The sequence below is a fragment of the Enterobacter sp. Y17 genome, assembly GCF_019730495.1.
GTDB classification, from domain to species: Bacteria; Pseudomonadota; Gammaproteobacteria; order Enterobacterales; family Enterobacteriaceae; genus Enterobacter; species Enterobacter asburiae_B.
This window is the reverse complement of the sequence record NZ_JAASKP010000001.1, coordinates 1884219-1905796: the sequence shown is the minus strand read 5'-3', so window position 1 is coordinate 1905796 and position 21578 is coordinate 1884219. Positions and strand designations below refer to the sequence as shown.

General features: G+C 55.7%; 16 protein-coding genes. 6 read left to right on the top strand and 10 right to left on the bottom strand.

Annotated features, from left to right (window positions below):
• Window positions 1-48: 48 nt before the first annotated feature.
• The 4 genes from aspC to pncB all read right to left on the bottom strand — a co-directional run bounded on the left by aspC (window position 49) and on the right by pncB (window position 5903).
• Window positions 49-1239, bottom strand: coding sequence for an aspartate transaminase (aspC, locus tag HCH49_RS08985; protein WP_033145106.1), 1191 nt, complete (start codon window positions 1237-1239; stop codon window positions 49-51).
• Window positions 1240-1423: 184 nt separating this feature from the next.
• Window positions 1424-2527, bottom strand: coding sequence for a porin (locus HCH49_RS08980; RefSeq protein WP_047651295.1), 1104 nt, complete (start codon window positions 2525-2527; stop codon window positions 1424-1426).
• Window positions 2528-3133: 606 nt separating this feature from the next.
• Window positions 3134-4534 (bottom strand): asparagine--tRNA ligase, encoded by a 1401-nt coding sequence (gene asnS / locus HCH49_RS08975; protein ID WP_033145107.1) that lies wholly within the window; start codon window positions 4532-4534, stop codon window positions 3134-3136.
• A gap of 166 nt (window positions 4535-4700) precedes the next feature.
• A complete protein-coding gene (gene pncB / locus HCH49_RS08970; protein ID WP_167818262.1) occupies window positions 4701-5903 on the bottom strand; it encodes a nicotinate phosphoribosyltransferase in 1203 nt (400 codons plus the stop codon).
• A 254-nt stretch (window positions 5904-6157) separates the two neighbouring features.
• Here pncB and pepN point away from each other — a divergent pair, with 254 nt between their 5' ends.
• Window positions 6158-8770, top strand: a complete 2613-nt coding sequence (pepN, locus tag HCH49_RS08965) for an aminopeptidase N (protein WP_023311014.1) — start codon at window positions 6158-6160, stop codon at window positions 8768-8770.
• 96 nt (window positions 8771-8866) lie between these two features.
• Here the strand turns inward: pepN and ssuB are convergent, their stop codons facing one another.
• From ssuB to ssuE, 5 genes are read right to left on the bottom strand one after another with little or no spacing between them, the layout of a single operon-like run.
• A complete protein-coding gene (gene ssuB / locus HCH49_RS08960) occupies window positions 8867-9637 on the bottom strand; it encodes an aliphatic sulfonates ABC transporter ATP-binding protein (protein WP_032658179.1) in 771 nt (256 codons plus the stop codon).
• Window positions 9634-10425: an aliphatic sulfonate ABC transporter permease SsuC gene (gene ssuC, locus HCH49_RS08955; RefSeq protein WP_221702538.1), complete on the bottom strand. Its 792-nt coding sequence runs from the start codon at window positions 10423-10425 to the stop codon at window positions 9634-9636. The genes ssuB and ssuC overlap by 4 nt, the downstream gene beginning before the upstream one ends.
• Before the next feature lie 9 nt (window positions 10426-10434).
• A complete protein-coding gene (gene ssuD, locus HCH49_RS08950; protein ID WP_210867292.1) occupies window positions 10435-11580 on the bottom strand; it encodes an FMNH2-dependent alkanesulfonate monooxygenase in 1146 nt (381 codons plus the stop codon).
• Window positions 11577-12539, bottom strand: a complete 963-nt coding sequence (locus HCH49_RS08945; protein WP_033145112.1) for a sulfonate ABC transporter substrate-binding protein — start codon at window positions 12537-12539, stop codon at window positions 11577-11579. The genes ssuD and HCH49_RS08945 overlap by 4 nt, the downstream gene beginning before the upstream one ends.
• The gene (gene ssuE / locus HCH49_RS08940; RefSeq protein WP_023335146.1) at window positions 12532-13107 is read right to left on the bottom strand and encodes an NADPH-dependent FMN reductase; all 576 of its coding nucleotides are present in this window, start codon (window positions 13105-13107) and stop codon (window positions 12532-12534) included. The genes HCH49_RS08945 and ssuE overlap by 8 nt, the downstream gene beginning before the upstream one ends.
• Before the next feature lie 248 nt (window positions 13108-13355).
• Between ssuE and pyrD the strand changes: the two genes are divergently transcribed.
• Window positions 13356-14366: a quinone-dependent dihydroorotate dehydrogenase gene (gene pyrD, locus HCH49_RS08935; RefSeq protein ID WP_023311019.1), complete on the top strand. Its 1011-nt coding sequence runs from the start codon at window positions 13356-13358 to the stop codon at window positions 14364-14366.
• Between the two features lie 165 nt (window positions 14367-14531).
• On the top strand, window positions 14532-15074 hold the full coding sequence (zapC, locus tag HCH49_RS08930) for a cell division protein ZapC (protein WP_023311020.1): 543 nt from the start codon (window positions 14532-14534) through the stop codon (window positions 15072-15074).
• Here the strand turns inward: zapC and HCH49_RS08925 are convergent.
• On the bottom strand, window positions 15071-16180 hold the full coding sequence (locus HCH49_RS08925) for a YcbX family protein (protein WP_221702537.1): 1110 nt from the start codon (window positions 16178-16180) through the stop codon (window positions 15071-15073). The two genes, zapC and HCH49_RS08925, sit on opposite strands and share 4 nt — an antisense overlap.
• A gap of 98 nt (window positions 16181-16278) precedes the next feature.
• On the opposite strand from HCH49_RS08925, the gene rlmKL reads away from it, so the two are divergent.
• The 3 genes from rlmKL to pqiA are packed head-to-tail and all read left to right on the top strand — an operon-like array spanning window position 16279 to window position 21574.
• Window positions 16279-18387 (top strand): bifunctional 23S rRNA (guanine(2069)-N(7))-methyltransferase RlmK/23S rRNA (guanine(2445)-N(2))-methyltransferase RlmL, encoded by a 2109-nt coding sequence (gene rlmKL / locus HCH49_RS08920; RefSeq protein ID WP_039261606.1) that lies wholly within the window; start codon window positions 16279-16281, stop codon window positions 18385-18387.
• 12 nt (window positions 18388-18399) lie between these two features.
• Window positions 18400-20307: an ABC transporter ATP-binding protein gene (locus tag HCH49_RS08915; RefSeq protein ID WP_221702536.1), complete on the top strand. Its 1908-nt coding sequence runs from the start codon at window positions 18400-18402 to the stop codon at window positions 20305-20307.
• Window positions 20308-20320: 13 nt separating this feature from the next.
• Complete coding sequence (gene pqiA / locus HCH49_RS08910) at window positions 20321-21574, top strand: membrane integrity-associated transporter subunit PqiA (protein WP_048979354.1); 1254 nt, start codon at window positions 20321-20323, stop codon at window positions 21572-21574.
• Window positions 21575-21578 lie beyond the last annotated feature (4 nt).

The following is a 21578-nucleotide window of genomic DNA, read 5'->3' as shown; positions in this document are numbered from 1 at the left end:
CCAGAATAAAAAAAGCCTGCATAACGCAGGCTTTTTTATGGACGCAAATTACAGTACGGCGACAATCGCTTCGCACAGTGGCGCCATGTTGTCAGGCGTCATGCCAGCAACGTTCACGCGGCCTGAGGCCACGGCGTACACGCCAAACTCTTCACGCAGACGCAGAACCTGCTCTTTGGTCAGGCCGCTGAACGAGAACATGCCGTTCTGTTTGATAATAAAGCTGAAGTCGCGGTCCGCGCCTTTCTCAGCCAGTGTGTTCACAAACAGCAGGCGCATGCGCTGAATACGTTGACGCATATCGTTCAGCTCTTGTTCCCAGATAGCGCGCAGCGCATCGTTGCTCAGGATAGTGGCAACAACAGACGCACCGTGTGCCGGTGGGTTAGAGTAGTTAGCGCGGATAACCGATTTCATCTGGCTGAACGCACGATCGACGGTCTCTTCGTTAGCGGCAACCAGCGTACAGGCACCCACGCGCTCATTGTACAGACCGAAGTTCTTGGAATACGAGCTTGCGACAATCAGCTCCTGGTGAACGGCTGCGAACGCGCGCAGGCCTTCGGCATCTTCTTCCAGACCACGGGCGAAGCCCTGGTAGGCAAAGTCAAACAGCGGCAGCCAGCCTTTTTCAACGGACAGCTTCGCCAGGTGTTGCCACTGCTCAAGCGTCGGATCGATACCGGTTGGGTTGTGGCAGCAGCCGTGGAACAGAACCACGTCACCTGCCTGCGCTTCGCTCAGGCTCGCCAGCAGGCCGTCAAAGTCGAGAGAGTGGTTTGCCGCGTCGTAGTATGCATATTCACGCACTTCCAGACCCGCAGAGTTAAACACGCTCTTGTGGTTCGGCCAGCTTGGGTTGCTCACCCATACGCGCTTAACAGAGGTGTTTTTCGCAAGGAAATCCGCCGCTACGCGCAGCGCACCGGTACCGCCTGGGGTCTGTGCTGTACGGGCACGTTTGTCACTCACAATTGCGCTGCCTTTACCGAACAGCAGCTCCTGGGTGCAGCGACCAAACTCAGGGATACCATCAATACCGAGGTAGTTTTTGGTGGTTTCGTTTTCCAGCAGATACTGCTCAGCTTTCTTAACGCTGGTCAGTACCGGAGTTTTGCCGGTTTCATCTTTATATACACCAATACCCAGGTTGATTTTGCCAGGGCGGTCGTCGGCACGAAACAGATCGGCCAGGCCCAGAATAGGGTCGGCAGGAGCGGCGGTAATGTTCTCAAACATGACGAAGTTCCATTGTGATTACAGAAGTGAAATCCGCTATCAGGTTAACGGTAGATTTACAAAATGCCAACCGTTTGCGACGAAAAGCGTGCGGCTTTTCAAAAGTCGCCATTATTTTCTGTCACGCATAAAAAAACAGGGCCGAAGCCCTGTTCATTAAGCATATAACAAAGTGGTGTACTGATTAGAACTGGTAGGTTACGCCAACGGTAGCTTGGTTGTCAGAGCCAACCCAGCTGGTGGACGCATCTTTGTCGTCCAGCAGGTTGAAGCGGTAGTCACCGTACACGTTGAAGTTCTTGTTGAAGTAGTAAGTCGCACCAGTGGTGATGTATTTCGCCAGGTCACGGTCGCCGATGCCGTTCAGGTCTTTACCTTTGGACTGAACGTAAGAAACGGAAGGACGCAGGCCGAAGTCGAACTGGTACTGAGCGATAACTTCAAAGTTCTGGGTCTTGTTAGCAATGTTATAAACATTACCATCATCATTCGGAACATAGTTTTCGCCGCTGTTACCCAGGCGGCTCATGTTGCGAGTCTCTGCATAAACGGTCGCCAGGTAGATGTTGTTCGCGTCGTATTTCGCGCCAACAGCCCAAGATTCAGCTTTATCGCCTTTACCATCTTTTTTCTGCTCAAGCGTACGGTTAGCGGTACTGTAGGCACCGATCAGACCGAAGCCTTCACCGAACTCGTAACCCAGGGACAGGCCAACACCGTCGCCGTTTGCTTCATTCAGGTTTTTACGATCGTTTTTACCCTGGTATTGAACGCCAAAGTTCAGACCATCAACCAGACCGAAGAAGTTGTTGTTACGGTAGGTCAGCAGGCCAGTAGAACGGCTGGTCATGTAGTTATCAACATAGCCGCCACCCCAGGTTTCGCCAGAGAAGGACGGAGCCATATCGGTGTAGGATTCTACGTCATACACGATACCGTAGTTACGACCGTAGTCCAGAGAACCCGCGTCAGCGATTTTCAGGCCAGCGAAAGCCAGACGAGTTACGTTAGTCTGATCACCTTCAGCTGCACCGGCGCGTGCACGGTATTCCCACTGACCGTAACCGGTCAGCTGGTCGTTGATCTGAGTTTCGCCTTTGAAGCCGATCTGGCCGTAAGAGGAGTCAGCGTTTTTGTGTACGCCAGAAGTGGTGAAGCCGTGTTCGCCCACAACTTTACCGTAGAAGTCCAGTTTGTTGCCGTTCTTGTTATAGATTTCTGCAGCGTTAGCTGCACCGGCTACCAGCAGGGCAGGGATTACCACTGCCAGAATATTGCGCTTCATCATTATTTATTACCCTCATTGGTTTTTTTATGACACTCGCCACTGCCGTCAATAAATTCTGTCAATAAATATTTCCGGAACTATTGATGAGAGTTTGGTGTCTTTATGTATCTGACAGGCATCTTTCCATTCGGCGAAGCGTTTCGCTAGCCTGAAAGTGCTACAATTCTCAAGATTAAGTAACCGAAAGAAAATATGTGTAACTAAATATGTATTTTTGGGAACTTTGTGAACCATCTCAAACTTCAGAACTCCCTGACGAATTAAACAGCAAGGGCTATCCTATATATATGAATTCCTTATGATTAATTGAGATAAAGGCGATTCGTATAAACAGACCTTAAACGGCTCGTTTTTTCTTATGACTGCAAAAGGCCTTCCGGATGGCTGTAAGATTGGTCGAAATTTGTGCTATCGCTTGAGGGTGTAATAATCGCAATAAGAATGGGGTTTATTTTTTGTGGCTGGATATTTCGCGGAAACAAAACGTAACAGGTAGTGGTTGTGACGGGGGGAAGGTTTAAAGACGCTGACTTTGCGCTGACGAAAACTGACAATACAGAATAAAATAATGGCCAGCATCTGCTGGCCATTTCAGTCTTTTACCGATTAGAAGCTGGCGTTACGTGGAGTACGTGGGAATGGGATCACGTCTCGTACGTTCTGAACACCGGTAACGTAGGCAATCAGACGCTCGAAGCCCAGACCAAAACCGGCGTGCGGTACGGTACCGTAACGGCGCAGATCGCGGTACCAGCTGTAGTCAGCGGGGTTGAGGCCCATCTCTTCCATACGCGCGTCCAGCACGTCAAGACGTTCTTCACGCTGAGAGCCACCGATGATTTCACCAATGCCCGGCGCCAGTACATCCATCGCTGCCACGGTTTTACCGTCTTCGTTAAGGCGCATATAGAAGGCCTTAATGTCTTTCGGGTAGTTTTTAACGACAACCGGCGCTTTGAAATGCTTCTCGGCCAGATAGCGTTCGTGCTCAGACGCCAGGTCAACGCCCCAGTAAACCGGGTTCTCGAACGTCTCACCGCATTTCTCGAGGATCGCCACCGCGTCGGTATAGTCCACCTGCGCAAAGTCGGCAGAGACGAAACGCTCCAGACGCGCTACAGCATCGCTGTCTACGCGTTCTGCGAAGAATTTCATGTCGTCAGGACGCTCTTCCAGCACCGCTTTGAAGACATACTTCAGCATGGCTTCTGCCAGGCCAGCGACATCGTCGAGGTTGGCGAAGGCCACTTCAGGCTCCAGCATCCAGAATTCCGCCAGGTGACGACTGGTGTTGGAGTTTTCGGCGCGGAAGGTTGGGCCAAAGGTGTAGATCTTTGACAGCGCACAGGCGTACGTTTCGCCGTTGAGCTGACCAGATACCGTCAGGAAGGCTTCTTTACCAAAGAAGTCTTTGTCATAGTCCACTTTACCTTCAGGCGTGCGCGGCAGGTTTTCCATGTCCAGCGTCGAAACGCGGAACATCTCACCGGCACCTTCCGTATCGGACGCGGTGATCAGCGGGGTAGACACCCAGAAGTAACCCTGCTCATCGAAGAAACGATGCAGCGCCTGCGCCAGCGTATGACGCACGCGCGCCACCGCACCAATCAGGTTGGTACGCGGACGCAGGTGGGCGACTTCACGCAGATATTCGATGCTGTGGCGTTTTGCCGCCATCGGATAGGTGTCCGGATCTTCAACCCAGCCGGTGACTTCAATCGCAGTGGCCTGAATTTCGAAGCTCTGGCCCTGACCCGGTGAAGCCACAACCACGCCGGTAACAATGACGGAGCAACCCGTTGTCAGTCGCAGAACGTCATCATTGTAATTGGGCAGAGAATTATTAATGACGGCCTGTACAGGATCAAAGCAGGAACCGTCATAGACGGCGAGGAAGGAGATGCCAGCTTTAGAATCTCGGCGGGTACGCACCCATCCGCGCACGGTGACTTCCTGGTCAACGGCGACACGGCCCTGGAGTACGTCGGCTACAGGCACAACGCTCATAATATTCTCTCTGTTAATAGTCGGAAAAAATAAACACTTGTCCACCCTTATGGGGGGATATCTATGTTACCTGCCATCCGCTATCAGACAAGTAAATTTCGCAGTCAAAAGAGAAGAATTAAGAAATAAATAAGAAGAAGGGAGCCATAAAGGCTCCCGTAAGCGCTTAACTGGCTTTTTTGATCAAGGGGAGGTCGAACGCTTTACGCAATGCGCGGACAAACGCTTTGTCATGGCAGATGGTTTTACCCGGGCTGTCGGAGAGTTTCGCCACCGGCTTGCCGTTACATTCCACCAGTTTGATGACGATATTCAGAGGTTTTACCTGAGGAATATCGCAGGTCAGACGGGTACCAATCCCGAAGCTCAGGTTCACACGGGTATTGAAATGGCGATAGAGGTCGACCGCTTTCGCCAGGTCGAGATTATCCGAGAAGACCAGCACTTTGCTCATCGGGTCAATGCCGAGTTTTTGGTAATGGGCAATGGCTTTCTCGCCCCATTCAACCGGATCCCCGGAGTCGTGCCGTAATCCCTGGTAACGTTCAGCGAACTCGGGACCAAAGTCGCGCAGGAAAGCATCCATCGTAATACAGTCGGTGAGGGCGATCCCTAGCTGATTCGGGTACTCCTCAAGCCATGCGGCCAGTGCCGCGCGCTGGCTGTTAGCCAGATCGGGGCTGATCTGCTGATGCGCCTGGAACCACTCGTGTGCCTGGGTGCCCATTGGCGTCAGGCTGAGGCGTCGTGCCAGATCGTAGTTACTGGTGCCCACGAACCACGGCTCCCGCTGCAGACGTTTAACGATGGCCTCCTGAACATCACGCGAGAAACGGCGACGCGTGCCAAAGTCCATCAGGCGGAAGCAGGACATGTCCAGCCCTTCGGTCAGCGTGGAGAAGGCTGCGAGTTTATTTTCCAGCGCGGCGACCGCCTGCTCGACGCCTTTTTCCGGCGAACGGTAGCGGTGAGCCAGTTCACTGATCACCGCCAGAAGCGGCACTTCCCACATGATCACTTCCCGCCACGGACCTTCAAGGCGAATATCCAGCTTGCCATTATCGTTAACCACGCTGACCTGCTCCGGCTTATAGCGGAAATCGCGCAGCCAGTTCAGGTAGTCGTCTTTGAAGAAGGGCAGGCCAGAAAGCCACTGATATTCCTCGTCCTGCAGCGTCAGATGCTGCATAGCATCGACCTGTTCACGAATGGCGTCTGCGTAGATACCGAGCAAGTCGTCGCCACGACAGCGGAATTCCGCCGCGACGTGAACGTCATAGTAATGGTGGAAAACGGCTTGCTGCATATGCAGTTTATACGCGTCGGTATCCAGCAACGTATGCAGAACTGGAGAAGCGAATTGAGTCATAGGTGCGCAGTAGCATCCTCTCACAGGAGCGTTTAGTACAATAAACAACTCCGGAGTATACCTTGTTTAGTGATTTATTGAACCCCGATCACAACATAAGCGCGTTTTATGGTCGAGGGCATTTTGTGCCCCGTGTTATACAAATGTAGCAAAAAAAGGTTTTGACCCTGAAAAGATGAACATTCTGCATAGCGCGATTTGCGCAACAGGAATATATTGAAACGTTACTCGACAAACGATGCATAAGGTTTTCTATGACACAACAGCCACAAGCCAAATACCGCCACGACTACCGTGCGCCGGATTACCTGATTAGCGAAATCGATCTGACTTTTGACCTGGATGCCACAAAAACCGTTGTCACGGCGGTGAGCCAGGTGACGCGCCATAGCGCAACTGCGGTGCCGCTGCGTCTGGATGGTGAAGACCTGACGCTGGTCTCCCTGCATATTAATGATGAAGCCTGGTCAGACTATAAAGAAGAAAACAACCAGCTGGTCATCGACAACCTGCCGGAACAGTTTACACTGCGCATCGTGAATGAAATCAGCCCGGCCGCCAACACCGCGCTGGAAGGGCTTTACCAGTCGGGCGTGGCGCTTTGTACCCAGTGTGAAGCGGAAGGGTTCCGCCACATAACCTGGTATCTCGACCGTCCGGACGTCCTGGCGCGCTTCACCACCAAAATCATCGCCGATAAAACCCTGTATCCCTTCCTGCTCTCTAACGGTAACCGCGTAGGCGAAGGCGAGCTCGAGAATGGCCGTCACTGGGTGCAGTGGCAGGATCCCTTCCCGAAACCGTGCTACCTGTTTGCGCTGGTGGCGGGGGACTTCGACGTGCTGCGCGACACCTTCAAAACGCGCTCAGGCCGCGAGGTGGCGCTGGAGCTGTTTGTTGACCGCGGCAACCTTGACCGCGCGCCGTGGGCGATGACCTCCCTCATCAACTCCATGAAGTGGGACGAAGAGCGCTTCGGCCTCGAATATGACCTCGACATCTATATGATCGTCGCCGTCGATTTCTTCAACATGGGCGCAATGGAGAACAAAGGCCTTAACGTCTTTAACTCCAAATACGTGCTGGCGCGTACCGATACCGCAACGGACAAAGACTACCTTGATATCGAACGCGTTATCGGCCACGAATATTTCCACAACTGGACCGGTAACCGCGTCACCTGCCGCGACTGGTTCCAGCTGAGCCTGAAAGAGGGCCTGACCGTCTTCCGCGATCAGGAATTCAGCTCCGATCTGGGTTCACGCGCGGTGAACCGCATCAACAACGTGCGTACCATGCGTGGCCTGCAGTTTGCGGAAGATGCCAGCCCAATGGCGCACCCGATCCGGCCGGATAAAGTCATCGAGATGAACAACTTCTACACCCTGACGGTGTACGAGAAGGGCGCTGAAATTATCCGCATGATCCACACCCTGCTGGGCGAGGAGAACTTCCAGAAAGGGATGCAGCTGTACTTCGAGCGTCATGACGGCAGCGCGGCCACCTGCGACGATTTTGTGCAGGCTATGGAAGATGCCTCTAATGTCGATCTCTCTCACTTCCGCCGCTGGTACAGCCAGGCCGGGACGCCGGTTGTCACCGTCAAAGACGATTACAATCCGGAAACCGAGCAGTACACCCTGACCATCAGCCAGCGCACGCCGCCGACGGCGGAGCAGGAAGAGAAATATCCGTTGCATATTCCGTTCAGCATTGAGCTGTACGATAACGAAGGCAAAGTCATCCCGCTCCAGAAGGGCGGCCACCCGGTACACCACGTGCTGAACGTGACTCAGGCCGAACAGACCTTTATCTTCGATAACGTCTACTTCCAGCCGGTGCCTGCGCTGCTGTGCGAATTCTCCGCGCCGGTGAAGCTGGAATACAAGTGGAGCGATCAGCAGCTGACGTTCCTGATGCGTCACGCGCGTAACGACTTCTCCCGCTGGGACGCGGCGCAAAGCCTGCTGGCGACCTACATCAAGCTCAACGTAAACCGCCATCAGCAGGGCCAGCCGCTGTCGCTGCCTGTCCATGTGGCTGACGCGTTCCGCGCGATCCTGCTGGATGAGAAGATTGACCCGGCCCTGGCCGCTGAAATTCTGACCCTGCCGTCAGCGACTGAAATCGCCGAGCTGTTTGACATCATCGACCCGATTGCCATCGTGGCGGTGCGTGAAGCGTTGACCCGTACGCTGGCTGCAGAGCTGGCCGATGAGTTCCTGGCTATATATAACGCCAACAAGCTTGACGCTTATCGCGTTGAGCACGCGGACATTGGCAAACGTTCTCTGCGCAATACCTGCCTGCGCTATCTGGCGTTTGGTGAAACCGAGCTGGCGAACACCCTGGTGAGCAAGCAGTACCACGAAGCGGATAACATGACCGACGCCCTGGCCGCGCTGGGTGCAAGCGTTGCCGCTGAACTGCCGTGCCGTGATGCGTTAATGCAGGAGTACGACGACAAGTGGCATCAGGATGGCCTGGTGATGGACAAATGGTTCATCCTGCAGGCGACCAGCCCGGCGGCCGATGCGCTCAGCAACGTGCGCAGCCTGCTGAAGCATCGCTCCTTTACCCTGAGCAACCCAAACCGCGTGCGTTCTCTGATTGGCGCGTTTGCCAGCAGCAACCCAGCCGCGTTCCACGCCGAAGACGGCAGCGGGTATCAGTTCATGGTGGAAATGCTGACCGAGCTGAACAGCCGTAACCCGCAGGTGGCGTCGCGCCTGATTGAGCCGCTGATCCGTTTGAAACGCTACGATGCGAAGCGTCAGGCGAAGATGCGTGCCGCGCTTGAGCAGCTGAAAGGGCTGGAGAACCTGTCTGGCGATCTGTACGAGAAGATTGCTAAAGCCTTAGCGTAATAAAAAATTGCCCGGTGGGCAGGTAAAAGCAAAACGGCAACCTCGGTTGCCGTTTTTAGTGTTTTCTCCCCGTGGGAGAGGGCCGGGGTGAGGGCATCAGGCATTAGCCTTGGCTCGCTGTAACTCCGTCCCCCCGCGCTTCATCACCCGATCCAATACCTCAGCTTCCAGCTCCGCCAGCCTTGCCGAGCCCACGCGGCGAGGGCGCGGAAGATCCACCGTCAGATCCAGACCTATTTTCCCGTCCTCAATTAGCAGCACCCGGTCAGCCATCGCGACGGCCTCGCTCACGTCATGCGTCACCAGCAGTACCGTAAAGCCGTGCGCCTGCCACAGGGAGCCAATCAAATCCTGCATTTCGATCCGCGTCAGGGCGTCGAGCGCGCCGAGCGGTTCATCAAGCAACAGCAGGCCCGGACGGTGAATCAACGCCCGCGCCAGCGCCACGCGCTGCTTCTGCCCACCCGAGAGGGCGGCAGGCCATTCACCCGCACGATTTTCCAGCCCAACGGCGGCAAGCGCCTGGCGGGCTTCATCCCGCCAGCTGCCCTTAAGACCGAGCCCGACATTGTCGATAACCGTTTTCCACGGCAGCAGGCGTGCATCCTGAAACATCATGCGGGTATCGTCCTGAATATTCGAAAGCGGCGTCGTTCCTGCCAGAATGTCACCGCCGTTGGGGGCTTCCAGCCCGGCCAGAAGTCGTAGCAAGGTACTCTTGCCGCCGCCGCTGCGCCCGACAACGGCCACAAATTGTCCGGCGGGAATATGCAGATCCAGCCCGTTAAGAATGGTGTTTTCGCCGTAGCGTTTGGTCACGCCGTTCAGCAGTAACGGCGTTCCCTGGTTCAGTCGTGCAGTATTCATGCTTTCGCCTCCTGAAGGGTATAGGCCGGGTTCCAGCGCAGCCAGCTGCGCTCCACCCACTGGGCGCTGACGTCGGCGAGTTTGCCGAGCAGGGCATACAGAATGATGGCAACCACCACCACGTCCGTTTGCAGGAATTCGCGGGCGTTCATCGCCAGGTAGCCAATACCTGAGTTGGCCGAGATGGTCTCCGCCACAATCAGCGTCAGCCACATCAGACCGAGCGCAAAACGCACCCCGACCATAATGGAGGGCAGGGCGCCAGGCAGGATCACGTGGATAAAGAGAGAAAAACCGGACAAGCCGTAGCTGCGTGCCATCTCCACCAGACCGCGATCGATGTTGCGGATGCCGTGCCAGGTGTTGATGTAAATCGGGAACAGTGTACCCAGCGCCACGAGGAAGATCTTGGCGCTCTCATCAATGCCAAACCACAGGATAACCAGCGGGATCAGCGCCAGATGCGGCACGTTGCGCAGCATCTGAATGGAGGTATCCAGCAGCCGCTCGCCCCAGCGGGAAAGGCCGCTGATCAGGCCCAGAACCAGACCGATGCTACCGCCGATGGAAAACCCAATCACGGCGCGCCAGGAGCTGATCGCCAGATGCTGCCACAGCTCACCGCTGACGCTCAGCGACCAGAACGCTTCTACGACGCCCTCCGGAGAGGGCAGAATGCGGCTCGACAGCCAGCCGGTGGACGACGCGAGCTGCCAGAGAGCCACAATGCCGACGGGTAAAAACCACGGCGCGGCGCGCAGCAGCCATTTTTGGGAGGTGGCAGACATGGTCACTCCTTAGCTCTGTGCGGCTTTGCGTGGAATAAACTCGTTCGCCACGGCTTCGCCCTGAAGCTGAAGCCGCTGCGGCTGCGGAATCTCCGGGATGGCGACATCCAGATGCGGGAATAACAGCTCGCCCACCTTGTACGCCTCTTCCAGATGCGGATAACCGGAGAGAATAAAGCTGTCGATACCCAGGTCTGCGTATTCATTAATCCGGGCGGCTACGGTCGGTCCGTCGCCGACCAGCGCCGTGCCCGCACCGCCGCGCACCAGGCCAACGCCCGCCCACAGGTTCGGGCTGATCTCCAGGTTCTCGCGCTTGCCGTTGTGCAGGGACGCCATTCGGTGCTGTCCGACGGAGTCGGTTTTCGCAAACGCGGCCTGCGCCCTGGCGATGGTCTCATCGTCCAGGTGGGAGATCAGGCGGTCGGCGGCCTGCCAGGCTTCTTCATTGGTTTCCCGCACAATTACGTGCAGGCGAATGCCGAAGCGCACCTTGCGACCATGGGCGGCCGCCTTAGCGCGTACCTGGGCAATTTTTTCTTTCACCAGCTCAGGCGGTTCGCCCCAGGTCAGATAGAGATCGACCTGCTCTGCCGCCAGATCCTGGGCTACGTCCGACGATCCGCCAAAATAGAGCGGCGGTCGCGGCTGCTGCACCGGCGGGAAGTAGAGCTTCGCGTCACGAACGTGAATATGCTTGCCTTCAAAGGTGACGGTTTCACCTTCCAGCAGATGTCGCCAGACGCGGGTGAACTCGGCGGAAGCTTCGTAGCGCTCGGTATGGTCGAGGAACACCCCATCGCCCGCCAGCTCCTGCGGATCGCTGCCCGTCACCAGGTTAAACAGGGCGCGGCCGTTGGACAGCCTGTCCAGCGTTGCCGCCTGACGCGCCGCCACGGTGGGGGAGACCACGCTCGGGCGTAAGGCAACCAGGAACTTCAGACGCTGGGTGACCGGGATCATCGACGCGGCGACCAGCCAGGCATCTTCACATGAACGTCCGGTCGGGATCAGCACTCCGGTGAAACCGATTCGGTCCGCCGCCTGCGCAATCTGCTGCAGGTAGCCGTGGTCAACCGGGCGCGAGCCCTCTTCTGTACCAAGATAGTGTCCATCACCGTGGGTGGGTAAAAACCAGAAAAGATTCAGACTCATGATTTAGCTCCTTCTTTGCCTGCGGGCTGCCAGATGCGTTCGCGAATAGTGACCTGTTTTGGCACCAGGTGGTTTTGATAGAAAAGGTCAGCCGTTTGTTGCTGAAGCGCGGCGACGTGCGCGTCCACGGGCGTAATGGTGGTCGGCGGACGGTGGTTGAGATAGCTCGCGATCACCGGCTCAGGTAAGCCCATGGTTTTCGCCAGCAGGGCAATGCTCTCCTGACGCTGGGTCTGGGTCAGCGCATCGGCCTGAGTAAAGGTATCCAGTACGCCCTGGATAAATGCGCCGTTCTTTTCCGCATAAGGACGCGCGGCCAGATAGAACGAGCCGGTCTGCTTCAGCGTGGTACCGTCTTTCAGCACGCGAACGCCGCCCTGCAGCAATGCGGCGGAGTAGTACGGATCCCAGATGGCCCAGGCATCAACGTTCTTCTGCTGGAACGCGGCGCGCGCGTCGGCAGGCGTCAGGTAAACGGGCTGAATGTCAGTGAACTTGAGCCCGGCTTCCTGCAGGGCACGCAGCAGCAGGTTGTGCGAGCTGGAACCTTTCTGGAAAGCCACTTTATGCCCTTTGAGGTCGGCGACGCTTTTAATGTCGCTGTTTTCAGGCACCAGGATCACTTCGGCCTTTGGTTTGGGCGGCTCAACGCCAACATAGACGAGGTCCGCTCCCGCCGCCTGGGCGAATATCGGCGGAATATCACCCGTGCTGCCGAGATCGATACTGCCGACGTTCAGGGCCTCCAGCATCTGCGGGCCAGCCGGGAACTCCACCCACGAGAATTTGGTGTCCGGGAAGCGTTTTTCCAGCAGCTGGTGGCTTTTCGCCAGCACCATGCTGACGCTGCCTTTCTGATAGCCAATGCGCAAACTTTCCGGAGCCGCTTCTGCGGCATGGGCCAGCGAGCTGAGCGCCATCAGACCTGCCAGTCCGATGCGGGTTAACGTTTTAAACATGTGCGACTCCTTGAGGCTGACCAAACGCCGGGGCCTGGATATCCCTGCGGTGCAGGGCATGCCAGAAGGTTTCCAGGGCAGTATCGAGGCGGGTTTGCAGGTTCGGCGTAAAATGAGGTTTATGTTGGTAATCGATAACCTGGGAGTCATCTGCGAAAACGCCGTGGAGGATCTCCTGCGCTTTCAGCGCGTTTAGCACCGGCTTCAGGGCATAATCCACGGCCAGTAAATGGGCAACCGTACCGCCCGTTGCCAGCGGCAGCACGACTTTGCCGTCCAGGGCGCGCTCCGGAAGCAGATCGAGCAGGGTTTTCAGCGCCCCGGAAAAAGAGGCTTTATAAATAGGCGTGGCCACAATTAAGCCGTCAGCGCCGTTAAGCTGCTCGATGAGCGTTTTTAGCGCTGGGCTGTCGAAGCGGGCGTAGAGCAGATCTTCAGGTTCGAAGTTATGCAGGTTCCAGTGGCACACTTCCACATCCAGGGCATTGAGTTTTTCGCGGGCATATTCCAGCAGGGCGCTGGAGCGCGAAGGGAATCGTGGACTTCCGGCCAGGGTAATGACGCGCATACTTCCTCCTTATAACCAATTGTTTGCTTTTATCTAACATTCATAACAATTTTCAGGAGTGTGACACCGCGCGGTTATTCCACTAAATGATTTATCTGCAATTAAAATGCGAAAAAGTGCATAAGAAATAGACTGGGAGGTAAACGATTGCGTTTTACGCTGATTTTTTGCCGCAGGTCAATTCCCTTTCGCGCGTGGATCGCCCATAATCCCCTCCCGGTTTGCACACCGGGAATCCAGGAGAGTTCATGTACTACCCCTTCGTTCGTAAAGCCCTTTTCCAGCTCGACCCTGAGCGCGCTCATGAATTTACATTCCAGCAATTACGCCGTATTACCGGAACGCCGCTGGCCGCTCTGGTGCGTCAGAATGTGCCGGAAAAACCTGTGCAGTGCATGGGTCTGACCTTTAAGAATCCGCTGGGTCTGGCGGCCGGTCTGGATAAAAATGGCGAGTGCATTGATGCCCTGGGCGCGATGGGCTTTGGTTCCATTGAAATCGGTACCGTCACGCCGCGCCCGCAGCCGGGAAATGACAAGCCGCGCCTGTTCCGCCTGGTTGAAGCCGAAGGGCTGATCAACCGCATGGGCTTTAATAACCTCGGTGTTGATCACCTGGTTGAGAACGTAAAAAAAGCCCATTTTGACGGAATATTAGGCATCAATATCGGTAAAAATAAAGACACGCCGGTAGAGCAGGGTAAAGATGACTATCTGATTTGTATGGAAAAAGTCTACGCCTATGCCGGTTATATCGCGGTGAATATTTCTTCACCCAATACTCCGGGTCTGCGTTCCTTACAATATGGCGAAGCGCTGGACGATCTTCTGAGTGCCATTAAAAATAAACAAAATGAACTCCAGACGATCCACCATAAATATGTTCCGGTCGCGGTTAAGATCGCCCCGGATCTTTCTCCTGAAGAATTGATCCAGGTTGCCGACAGTTTGGTTCGCCATAATATTGATGGTGTTATTGCGACCAATACCACTCTCGATCGTTCCCTCGTGCAGGGAATGAAAAACTGTGACGAAGCGGGTGGGTTAAGTGGACGTCCGGTGCAATTAAAAAGCACCGAAATTATTCGCGCCCTGTCTGCAGAATTAAAAGGACGTCTGCCGATTATTGGTGTCGGCGGCATTGACTCAGTGATTGCTGCGCGCGAGAAGATGGCGGCAGGTGCGTCACTGGTGCAAATCTATTCCGGCTTTATTTTTAAAGGACCGCCGCTGATTAAAGAAATCGTTACTCATATCTAATCTTTTCTCTTAATCAGACAACCAGGGCTTTATTTCCAGCCCTGGTTGTTTTATATTCCGTCACTGTTGCTTATTTAGTCATTATAGTCTTTTATTAATGGTGTTATAAACGAGGCGGCAAACAGGACATTTTTAGTACAGGACGTTTGGGGACGGGAGAGACACATGCGAATTAAACCTGACGATAACTGGCGCTGGTATTTTTGCGACGAGCATGACCGAATGATGCTCGATTTAGCCAATGGCATGTTGTTTCGTTCTCGTTTTGCCCGCCGAATGTTAACCCCGGATGCATTTTCCCCGTCGGGCTTTTGCGTTGACGATGCGGCGCTTTATTTCTCTTTTGAAGAAAAATGCCGCGATCTGGTGCTCTCTAAAGAGCAGCGTGCCGAGCTGGTATTAAATGCGCTGGTGGCTATCCGCTTCCTGAAACCGCAAATGCCAAAAAGCTGGCATTTTCTTGCGCATGGTATGAGCTGGACCCCGGCAACGGGTGACGCGGCCAGCGTCAATCTGAGCGATACCGCAGAAGAGGTGAGCCTGCTGGTGGTTGAGCCAGGTGAAAATGCTGCGCTCTGCCTGCTGGCACAGCCCGGCGTAACCATTGCCGGGCGGACGATGCAGCTTGGCGATGCCATTAAAGTGATGAACGACAGGCTGAAGCCGCAGCTGCGCGTAGATTCCTTCAGCCTTGAACAGGCGGTTTAAGCTTCCAGCTGTACGGACGTTTTCGGTATGCAGCTACAGCACAGAATTGTGCCGTCATTTCCAATTGCCGATTTTTTCAGCGCACTGACCTCTCCATCCACCAGCCTGATGCGGCAGCATCCGCAAATGCCTGCGCGACAGGAATAGGGTACGCGAATACCTGCCTGCTCCAGTTGCTCCAGTAATACCTGCTGGTTGTTGCCACGGATGACGTTGCCCTCCCAGTGAATATCTACTGCAGAGGCGGCATTCGTCACAACGTCGACCATTTCTTCTTCCTGACCCGAGCCGTACGCTTTTGCAGGCCCTCGGGCAAGAATTTCTACCTCATCACCGACGCGGATTGCGCCGCTGGAGCGCGGGATCAGGTTCTGGCCGAAATCCACATCGCCGTTATCCTGTGCGGTGCGGAACGACTGCAGCGTCTTCAGCGGTTCACCGGAAGGGTGCTTCTGGCCTTTCTCAGGGCTCACCGTGGTGAAAATGCAGCGGCTGCAGGATTTTACGACATCAAAGATGACGCTGCCGATGCGGATCACTTTCCAGGTGTCTTCTTCCCAGGCGTCGGCGCCCGTGACCACCAGGTTCGGACGGAACTGTTCCATCTGAACGCTGGCCTTGCAGCGGGCTTGTAAATCACGCAGCGAGGCTTCGTTAGTCAGCAGGAACGGGAAACCATCGGCGAAGGAGAGGGGAACTGCGTTGTGGCGCTTCACGCGACGCGTCGGTTCAGGCCCAACCCAGCGCAGCTGCACGTCGCGAGAGAAGAAACCGCTCAGCCAGCGGTTAATCTCATCCGGGGCGATGCGCGCGGTAAAATGATTGCCCCACACTTCCGTTGGCGCATCGACAGGCGCAAAATCAGCAAAGCGAATGACCGCGCTGGAACCGTCCGGCGCGGTAAGGTGCAAACCGTCATGAAGCGGGGAAGGGGTAAAGCGAACCATCTGCGGGAACTGGCGTGCGGTAATGAACGTGCCGTCAGGCTCGGTGACCATAAAAATACGATCGAAGGCGAATCCACTCATGTCGGCCAGCGCGTGAGAGACGCCGATGCCGCGCATGGATTTCACCGGATGAATAAAAAGCCTGGATAACGTCGCCACTGCACACTCCCACAAATGAAAATAAGCCTTCAACTTTATGACATACACGCCATATTAGCTATAATGCGCGACAATTTTCTAAGAGTAAAAGTGACGATATGAATTCTCTGTTTGCCAGTACGGCCCGTGGGCTGGAAGAGCTGTTAAAAACTGAACTGGAAAGCCTGGGCGCGCAAGAGTGCCAGGTGGTTCAGGGTGGTGTCCATTTTGAGGGCGACACGCGGCTTATTTACCAGAGCCTGATGTGGAGCCGTCTGGCGTCGCGCATCATGCTGCCGATGAAGGAGTGCAAGGTCTATAGCGACCTGGACCTCTATACCGGCGTACAGATGATCGACTGGACAGAGATCTTCACGCCCAATGCCACCTTTGCGGTGCATTTCAATGGCGTGAACGACGAGATCCGCAACAGCCAGTACGGTGCCCTGCGCGTCAAAGACGCCATTGTGGACTGCTTCACGCGTAAAAATAAGGAACGTCCGAACGTCGATCGCGAAAATCCGGATCTGCGTATTAACGTCTGGCTGAACGGCGACACGGCGAGTATTTCTCTCGATCTGAGCGGCGCGGGCCTGCACCTGCGCGGCTACCGCGATCGTACCGGTATGGCGCCAATTAAAGAAACGCTGGCTGCCGCCATCGTAATGCGCTCCGGCTGGCAGCCGGGCACGCCGCTGCTCGATCCGATGTGTGGTTCCGGTACGTTGCTGATTGAAGCGGCCATGCTGGCAACCGACCGCGCGCCGGGCCTGCATCGCGGTCACTGGGGCTTTAAAGGCTGGGCGCAGCACGACGAAGCGCTCTGGAAAGAGGTCAAAGACGACGCGCAGACCCGCGCGCGTAAAGGTCTGGCGGAGTATACCTCCCACTTCTACGGTTCGGACAGCGACCCGCGCGTGATCGAACGTGCGCGCAGCAACGCCCGTCGCGCCGGTATCGGCGAGCTGGTCACCTTCGAGGTGAAAGACGTGGCGAATCTGACCAACCCGCTGCCAAAAGGTCCGTACGGTACCGTGATCAGCAACCCGCCTTACGGCGAGCGTCTGGACAGCGAGCCGGCGCTGATTGCCCTGCACAGCCTGCTGGGCCGCAATATGAAGGACTACTTCGGCGGCTGGAACCTGTCGCTGTTTAGCGCCTCGCCGGAGCTGCTGAGCTGCCTGCAGCTGCGTGCCGATCGCCAGTTTAAGGCGAAAAACGGCCCGCTGGACTGCGTGCAGAAAAACTACCATCTGGCGGAGAAAGCGGCGGACAGTAAGCCATCCGGCGTGGCGGAAGATTATGCCAACCGCCTGCGCAAGAACCTGAAAAAATATGAAAAGTGGGCGAAGCAGGAAGGGATTGAATGCTACCGCCTGTACGACGCCGACCTGCCGGAGTATAACGTGGCGGTTGACCGCTACGCGGACTGGGTGGTGATTCAGGAATATGCGCCACCGAAAACCATTGATGCGCAAAAAGCGCGTCAGCGCATGCTGGACGTTATCGCGGCCACCATCGCCGTGCTCGGCATTGCGCCGAACAAGCTGGTGCTGAAAACCCGCGAGCGTCAGAAAGGGAAAAATCAGTACCAGAAGATGGGCGAGAAGGGCGACTTCATCGAAGTGGGCGAATACAACGCTCGCCTGTGGGTGAACCTGACAGACTATCTGGATACCGGCCTGTTCCTCGACCACCGTATCGCGCGTCGCATGCTGGGCCAGATGAGCAAGGGCAAAGATTTCCTCAACCTGTTCTCCTATACCGGCAGCGCGAGCGTGCATGCGGGTCTGGGCGGCGCGCGGAGCACCACCACGGTGGATATGTCCCGCACCTATCTGGAGTGGGCGGAGCGCAACCTGCGTCTTAATGGGCTGACCGGACGTCAGCACCGACTGATGCAGGCCGACGTGCTGGGCTGGCTGCGTGATACTGACGAGCAGTTCGATCTGATCTTTATCGATCCGCCGACCTTCTCCAACTCCAAGCGTATGGAGGATAGCTTTGACGTTCAACGCGATCACCTGCGCCTGATGACCGACCTGAAGCGCCTGCTGCGTAAGGGCGGTACCATTATGTTCTCGAACAACAAACGCGGCTTCCGTATGGATCATGACGGCTTAGCAGCCCTGGGACTGAAAGCACAAGAAATCAGCCAAAAAACGCTGTCTCAGGACTTTGCCCGTAACCGTCAAATTCATAACTGCTGGTTGATTACCGCGGCCTGAAAGGAAAAATAAATGTCTTTAATTAGTATGCACGGCGCGTGGCTCTCTTTCAGCGACTCGCCGCTTCTCGATAATGCAGAGCTGCATATCGAAGATAACGAGCGCGTCTGTCTGGTGGGCCGTAACGGCGCGGGTAAATCCACGCTGATGAAAATCCTCAACCGTGAACAGGGGCTGGATGACGGTCGCATCGTGTACGAGCAGGATCTGATCGTCTCTCGCCTCCAGCAGGACCCGCCGCGTCACGTGACAGGCAGCGTTTACGATTTCGTGGCGGAAGGCATTTCTGAGCAGGCCGAATACCTGAAGCGCTATCACGAGATTTCGCATCTGGTGATGACCGACCCGAGCGACAAGAACCTCAACGAACTGGCGAAAGTGCAGGAGATGCTCGATCACCACGGTCTGTGGCAGCTTGAAAACCGCATTAACGAGGTTCTGGCCCAGCTTGGTCTGGAAGCGGACATGGAGCTGTCGGCGCTCTCCGGCGGCTGGCTGCGTAAAGCGGCCCTGGGCCGCGCGCTGGTCAGCGGGCCGAAGGTGCTGCTGCTGGATGAACCGACCAACCACCTGGATATCGAAGCGATTGACTGGCTGGAAGGGTTCCTGAAGACCTTTAACGGTACCATTATTTTCATCTCACACGACCGTTCGTTTATCCGCAACATGGCGACGCGTATTGTCGATCTCGATCGCGGCAAGCTGGTCACCTATCCTGGCGATTACGACACCTATCTGCTGGAGAAAGAAGAAAACCTGCGCGTGGAAGAGCTGCAGAATGCGGAGTTCGACCGCAAGCTGGCGCAGGAAGAGGTGTGGATCCGCCAGGGCATCAAGGCCCGCCGTACCCGTAACGAAGGTCGCGTGCGCGCTCTGAAGGCAATGCGCCGTGAGCGCAGCGAACGCCGTGAAGTGATGGGCAGCGCCAAAATGCAGGTGGAAGAAGCGTCCCGTTCCGGCAAGATTGTCTTCGAAATGGAAAACGTCAACTATCAGGTTGATGGCAAAGTGCTGGTGAAAGATTTCTCCGCCCAGGTGCAGCGCGGCGACAAAATTGCGCTTATCGGCCCGAACGGCTGCGGTAAAACCACGCTGCTGAAGCTGATGCTGGGGCAGCTGCAGGCCGACAGCGGCCGCATTCACTGTGGGACTAAGCTGGAAGTGGCGTACTTCGACCAGCACCGCGCGGAGCTGGATCCGGACCGCACGGTGATGGATAACCTCGCCGAAGGCAAGCAAGAGGTAATGGTAAACGGCAAACCGCGCCACGTGTTGGGCTATCTGCAGGACTTCCTGTTCCATCCGAAACGTGCGATGACCCCTGTTCGTGCGTTGTCTGGCGGAGAGCGTAATCGTCTGCTGCTGGCGCGTCTGTTCCTGAAACCAAGTAACCTGTTGATTCTCGATGAACCAACGAACGACCTGGATGTCGAAACGCTGGAATTGCTCGAAGAACTGATTGACGGTTATCAGGGGACCGTGATGCTGGTCAGCCACGATCGTCAGTTTGTGGATAACACCGTAACCGAATGCTGGATCTTCGAAGGTGAAGGGCGAATTGGACAATACGTAGGCGGTTATCACGATGCAAAAGGGCAGCAATCGCAGTCTCTGGCGCAGAAACAGTCAAAGTCCAAAATAAGTTCAGAACCTGCTGTAACAAAAGCAGAAACTGTCAAGAAAACCTCGGCTAAACTAAGCTATAACCTGCAGCGCGAACTGGAGGGGCTACCGCAGCGTCTTGAAGAGCTGGAAGCCGCGCTTGAGGATCTGCAAAAACAGGTTGCTGATGCGTCATTCTTTACCCAATCGCATGACTATACTCAGAAAGTACTGGCTGAACTATCCGCGGCTGAAAAAGCCCTGGAAGAAGCATTTGAGCGCTGGGAGTACCTTGAGTCTCTGAAAAACGGCGCATAGACAGGGATAACATATGTGTGACCAGCACCATGCCGACAGGCATATTTTATGCTCGCAATGCGATATGCTCGTGGCGTTGCCAGAGCTTGGTCACGGACATAAAGCCCTGTGTCCACGTTGCGGCGCAACGTTGACAACCGAGTGGGACGCGCCGCGGCAGCGTCCCACTGCTTACGCTCTGGCAGCATTGTTCATGCTGCTGCTCTCCAATCTCTTCCCCTTCATCTATATGAAGGTGGGGGGGATAACCAGCCAGGTGGATCTCCTTGAAATCCCGGGCGTGATGTTCTCGGAAGATTACGCCAGCCTCGGCACCTTTTTTCTCCTGTTTGTCCAGATAGTCCCGGCTTTTTGCCTGGTCGTTATCCTTTTGCTGGTCAACCGCGTCAGGATGCCCTCATCACTCAAAATCCGGCTCGCGCGTATCCTTTTTCAGCTCAAAAGCTGGGGCATGGCTGAAATCTTTCTGGCGGGTATTCTGGTCAGTTTCGTGAAGCTCATGGCGTACGGCGATGTGGGGATCGGCAGCAGCTTTGTTCCGTGGTGCCTGTACTGTGTCCTGCAGCTGCGTGCTTTCCAATGCGTGGACAGACGCTGGGCGTGGGATGATATCGCCCCGGCACCGACGCTTGCGCAGACGGTAAAAGTCGGCGTGCCCGGCATTCGTCAGGGGCTGCGTTCCTGCCCGTGCTGCACCGCCGTGCTGCCCGCCGATCTCGACGTTTGTCCGCGCTGCGAAACGAAGGGTCACGTACGCCGTAAAAATAGCCTTCAGTGGACGATGGCGCTGCTGGTCACCTCCATCATGTTGTATCTGCCAGCCAATATTCTACCGATCATGATCACCGATTTGCTCGGCGATAAAATGCCCTCGACGATCCTCGCCGGGGTGATACTGCTGTGGGGCGAAGGTTCCTATCCTGTCGCCGGCGTGATCTTTATCGCCAGTATTATGGTGCCAACCTTAAAAATGATCGCCATCGCCTGGCTCTGTTGGGATGCGAAGGGTCATGGAAAACGCGACAGCGAACGCATGCACCTGATTTATGAAGTGGTCGAGTTTGTCGGACGCTGGTCAATGATTGACGTGTTTGTCATCGCCGTTCTCTCTGCACTGGTGCGGATGGGCGGTTTGATGAGTATTTATCCCGCGATGGGGGCTTTAATGTTTGCACTGGTCGTGATTATGACCATGTTTGCGGCCATGACCTTCGACCCTCGTTTATCGTGGGATCGTGAGCCTGAATCAAGCCATGAGGAAGAGTAAGAGC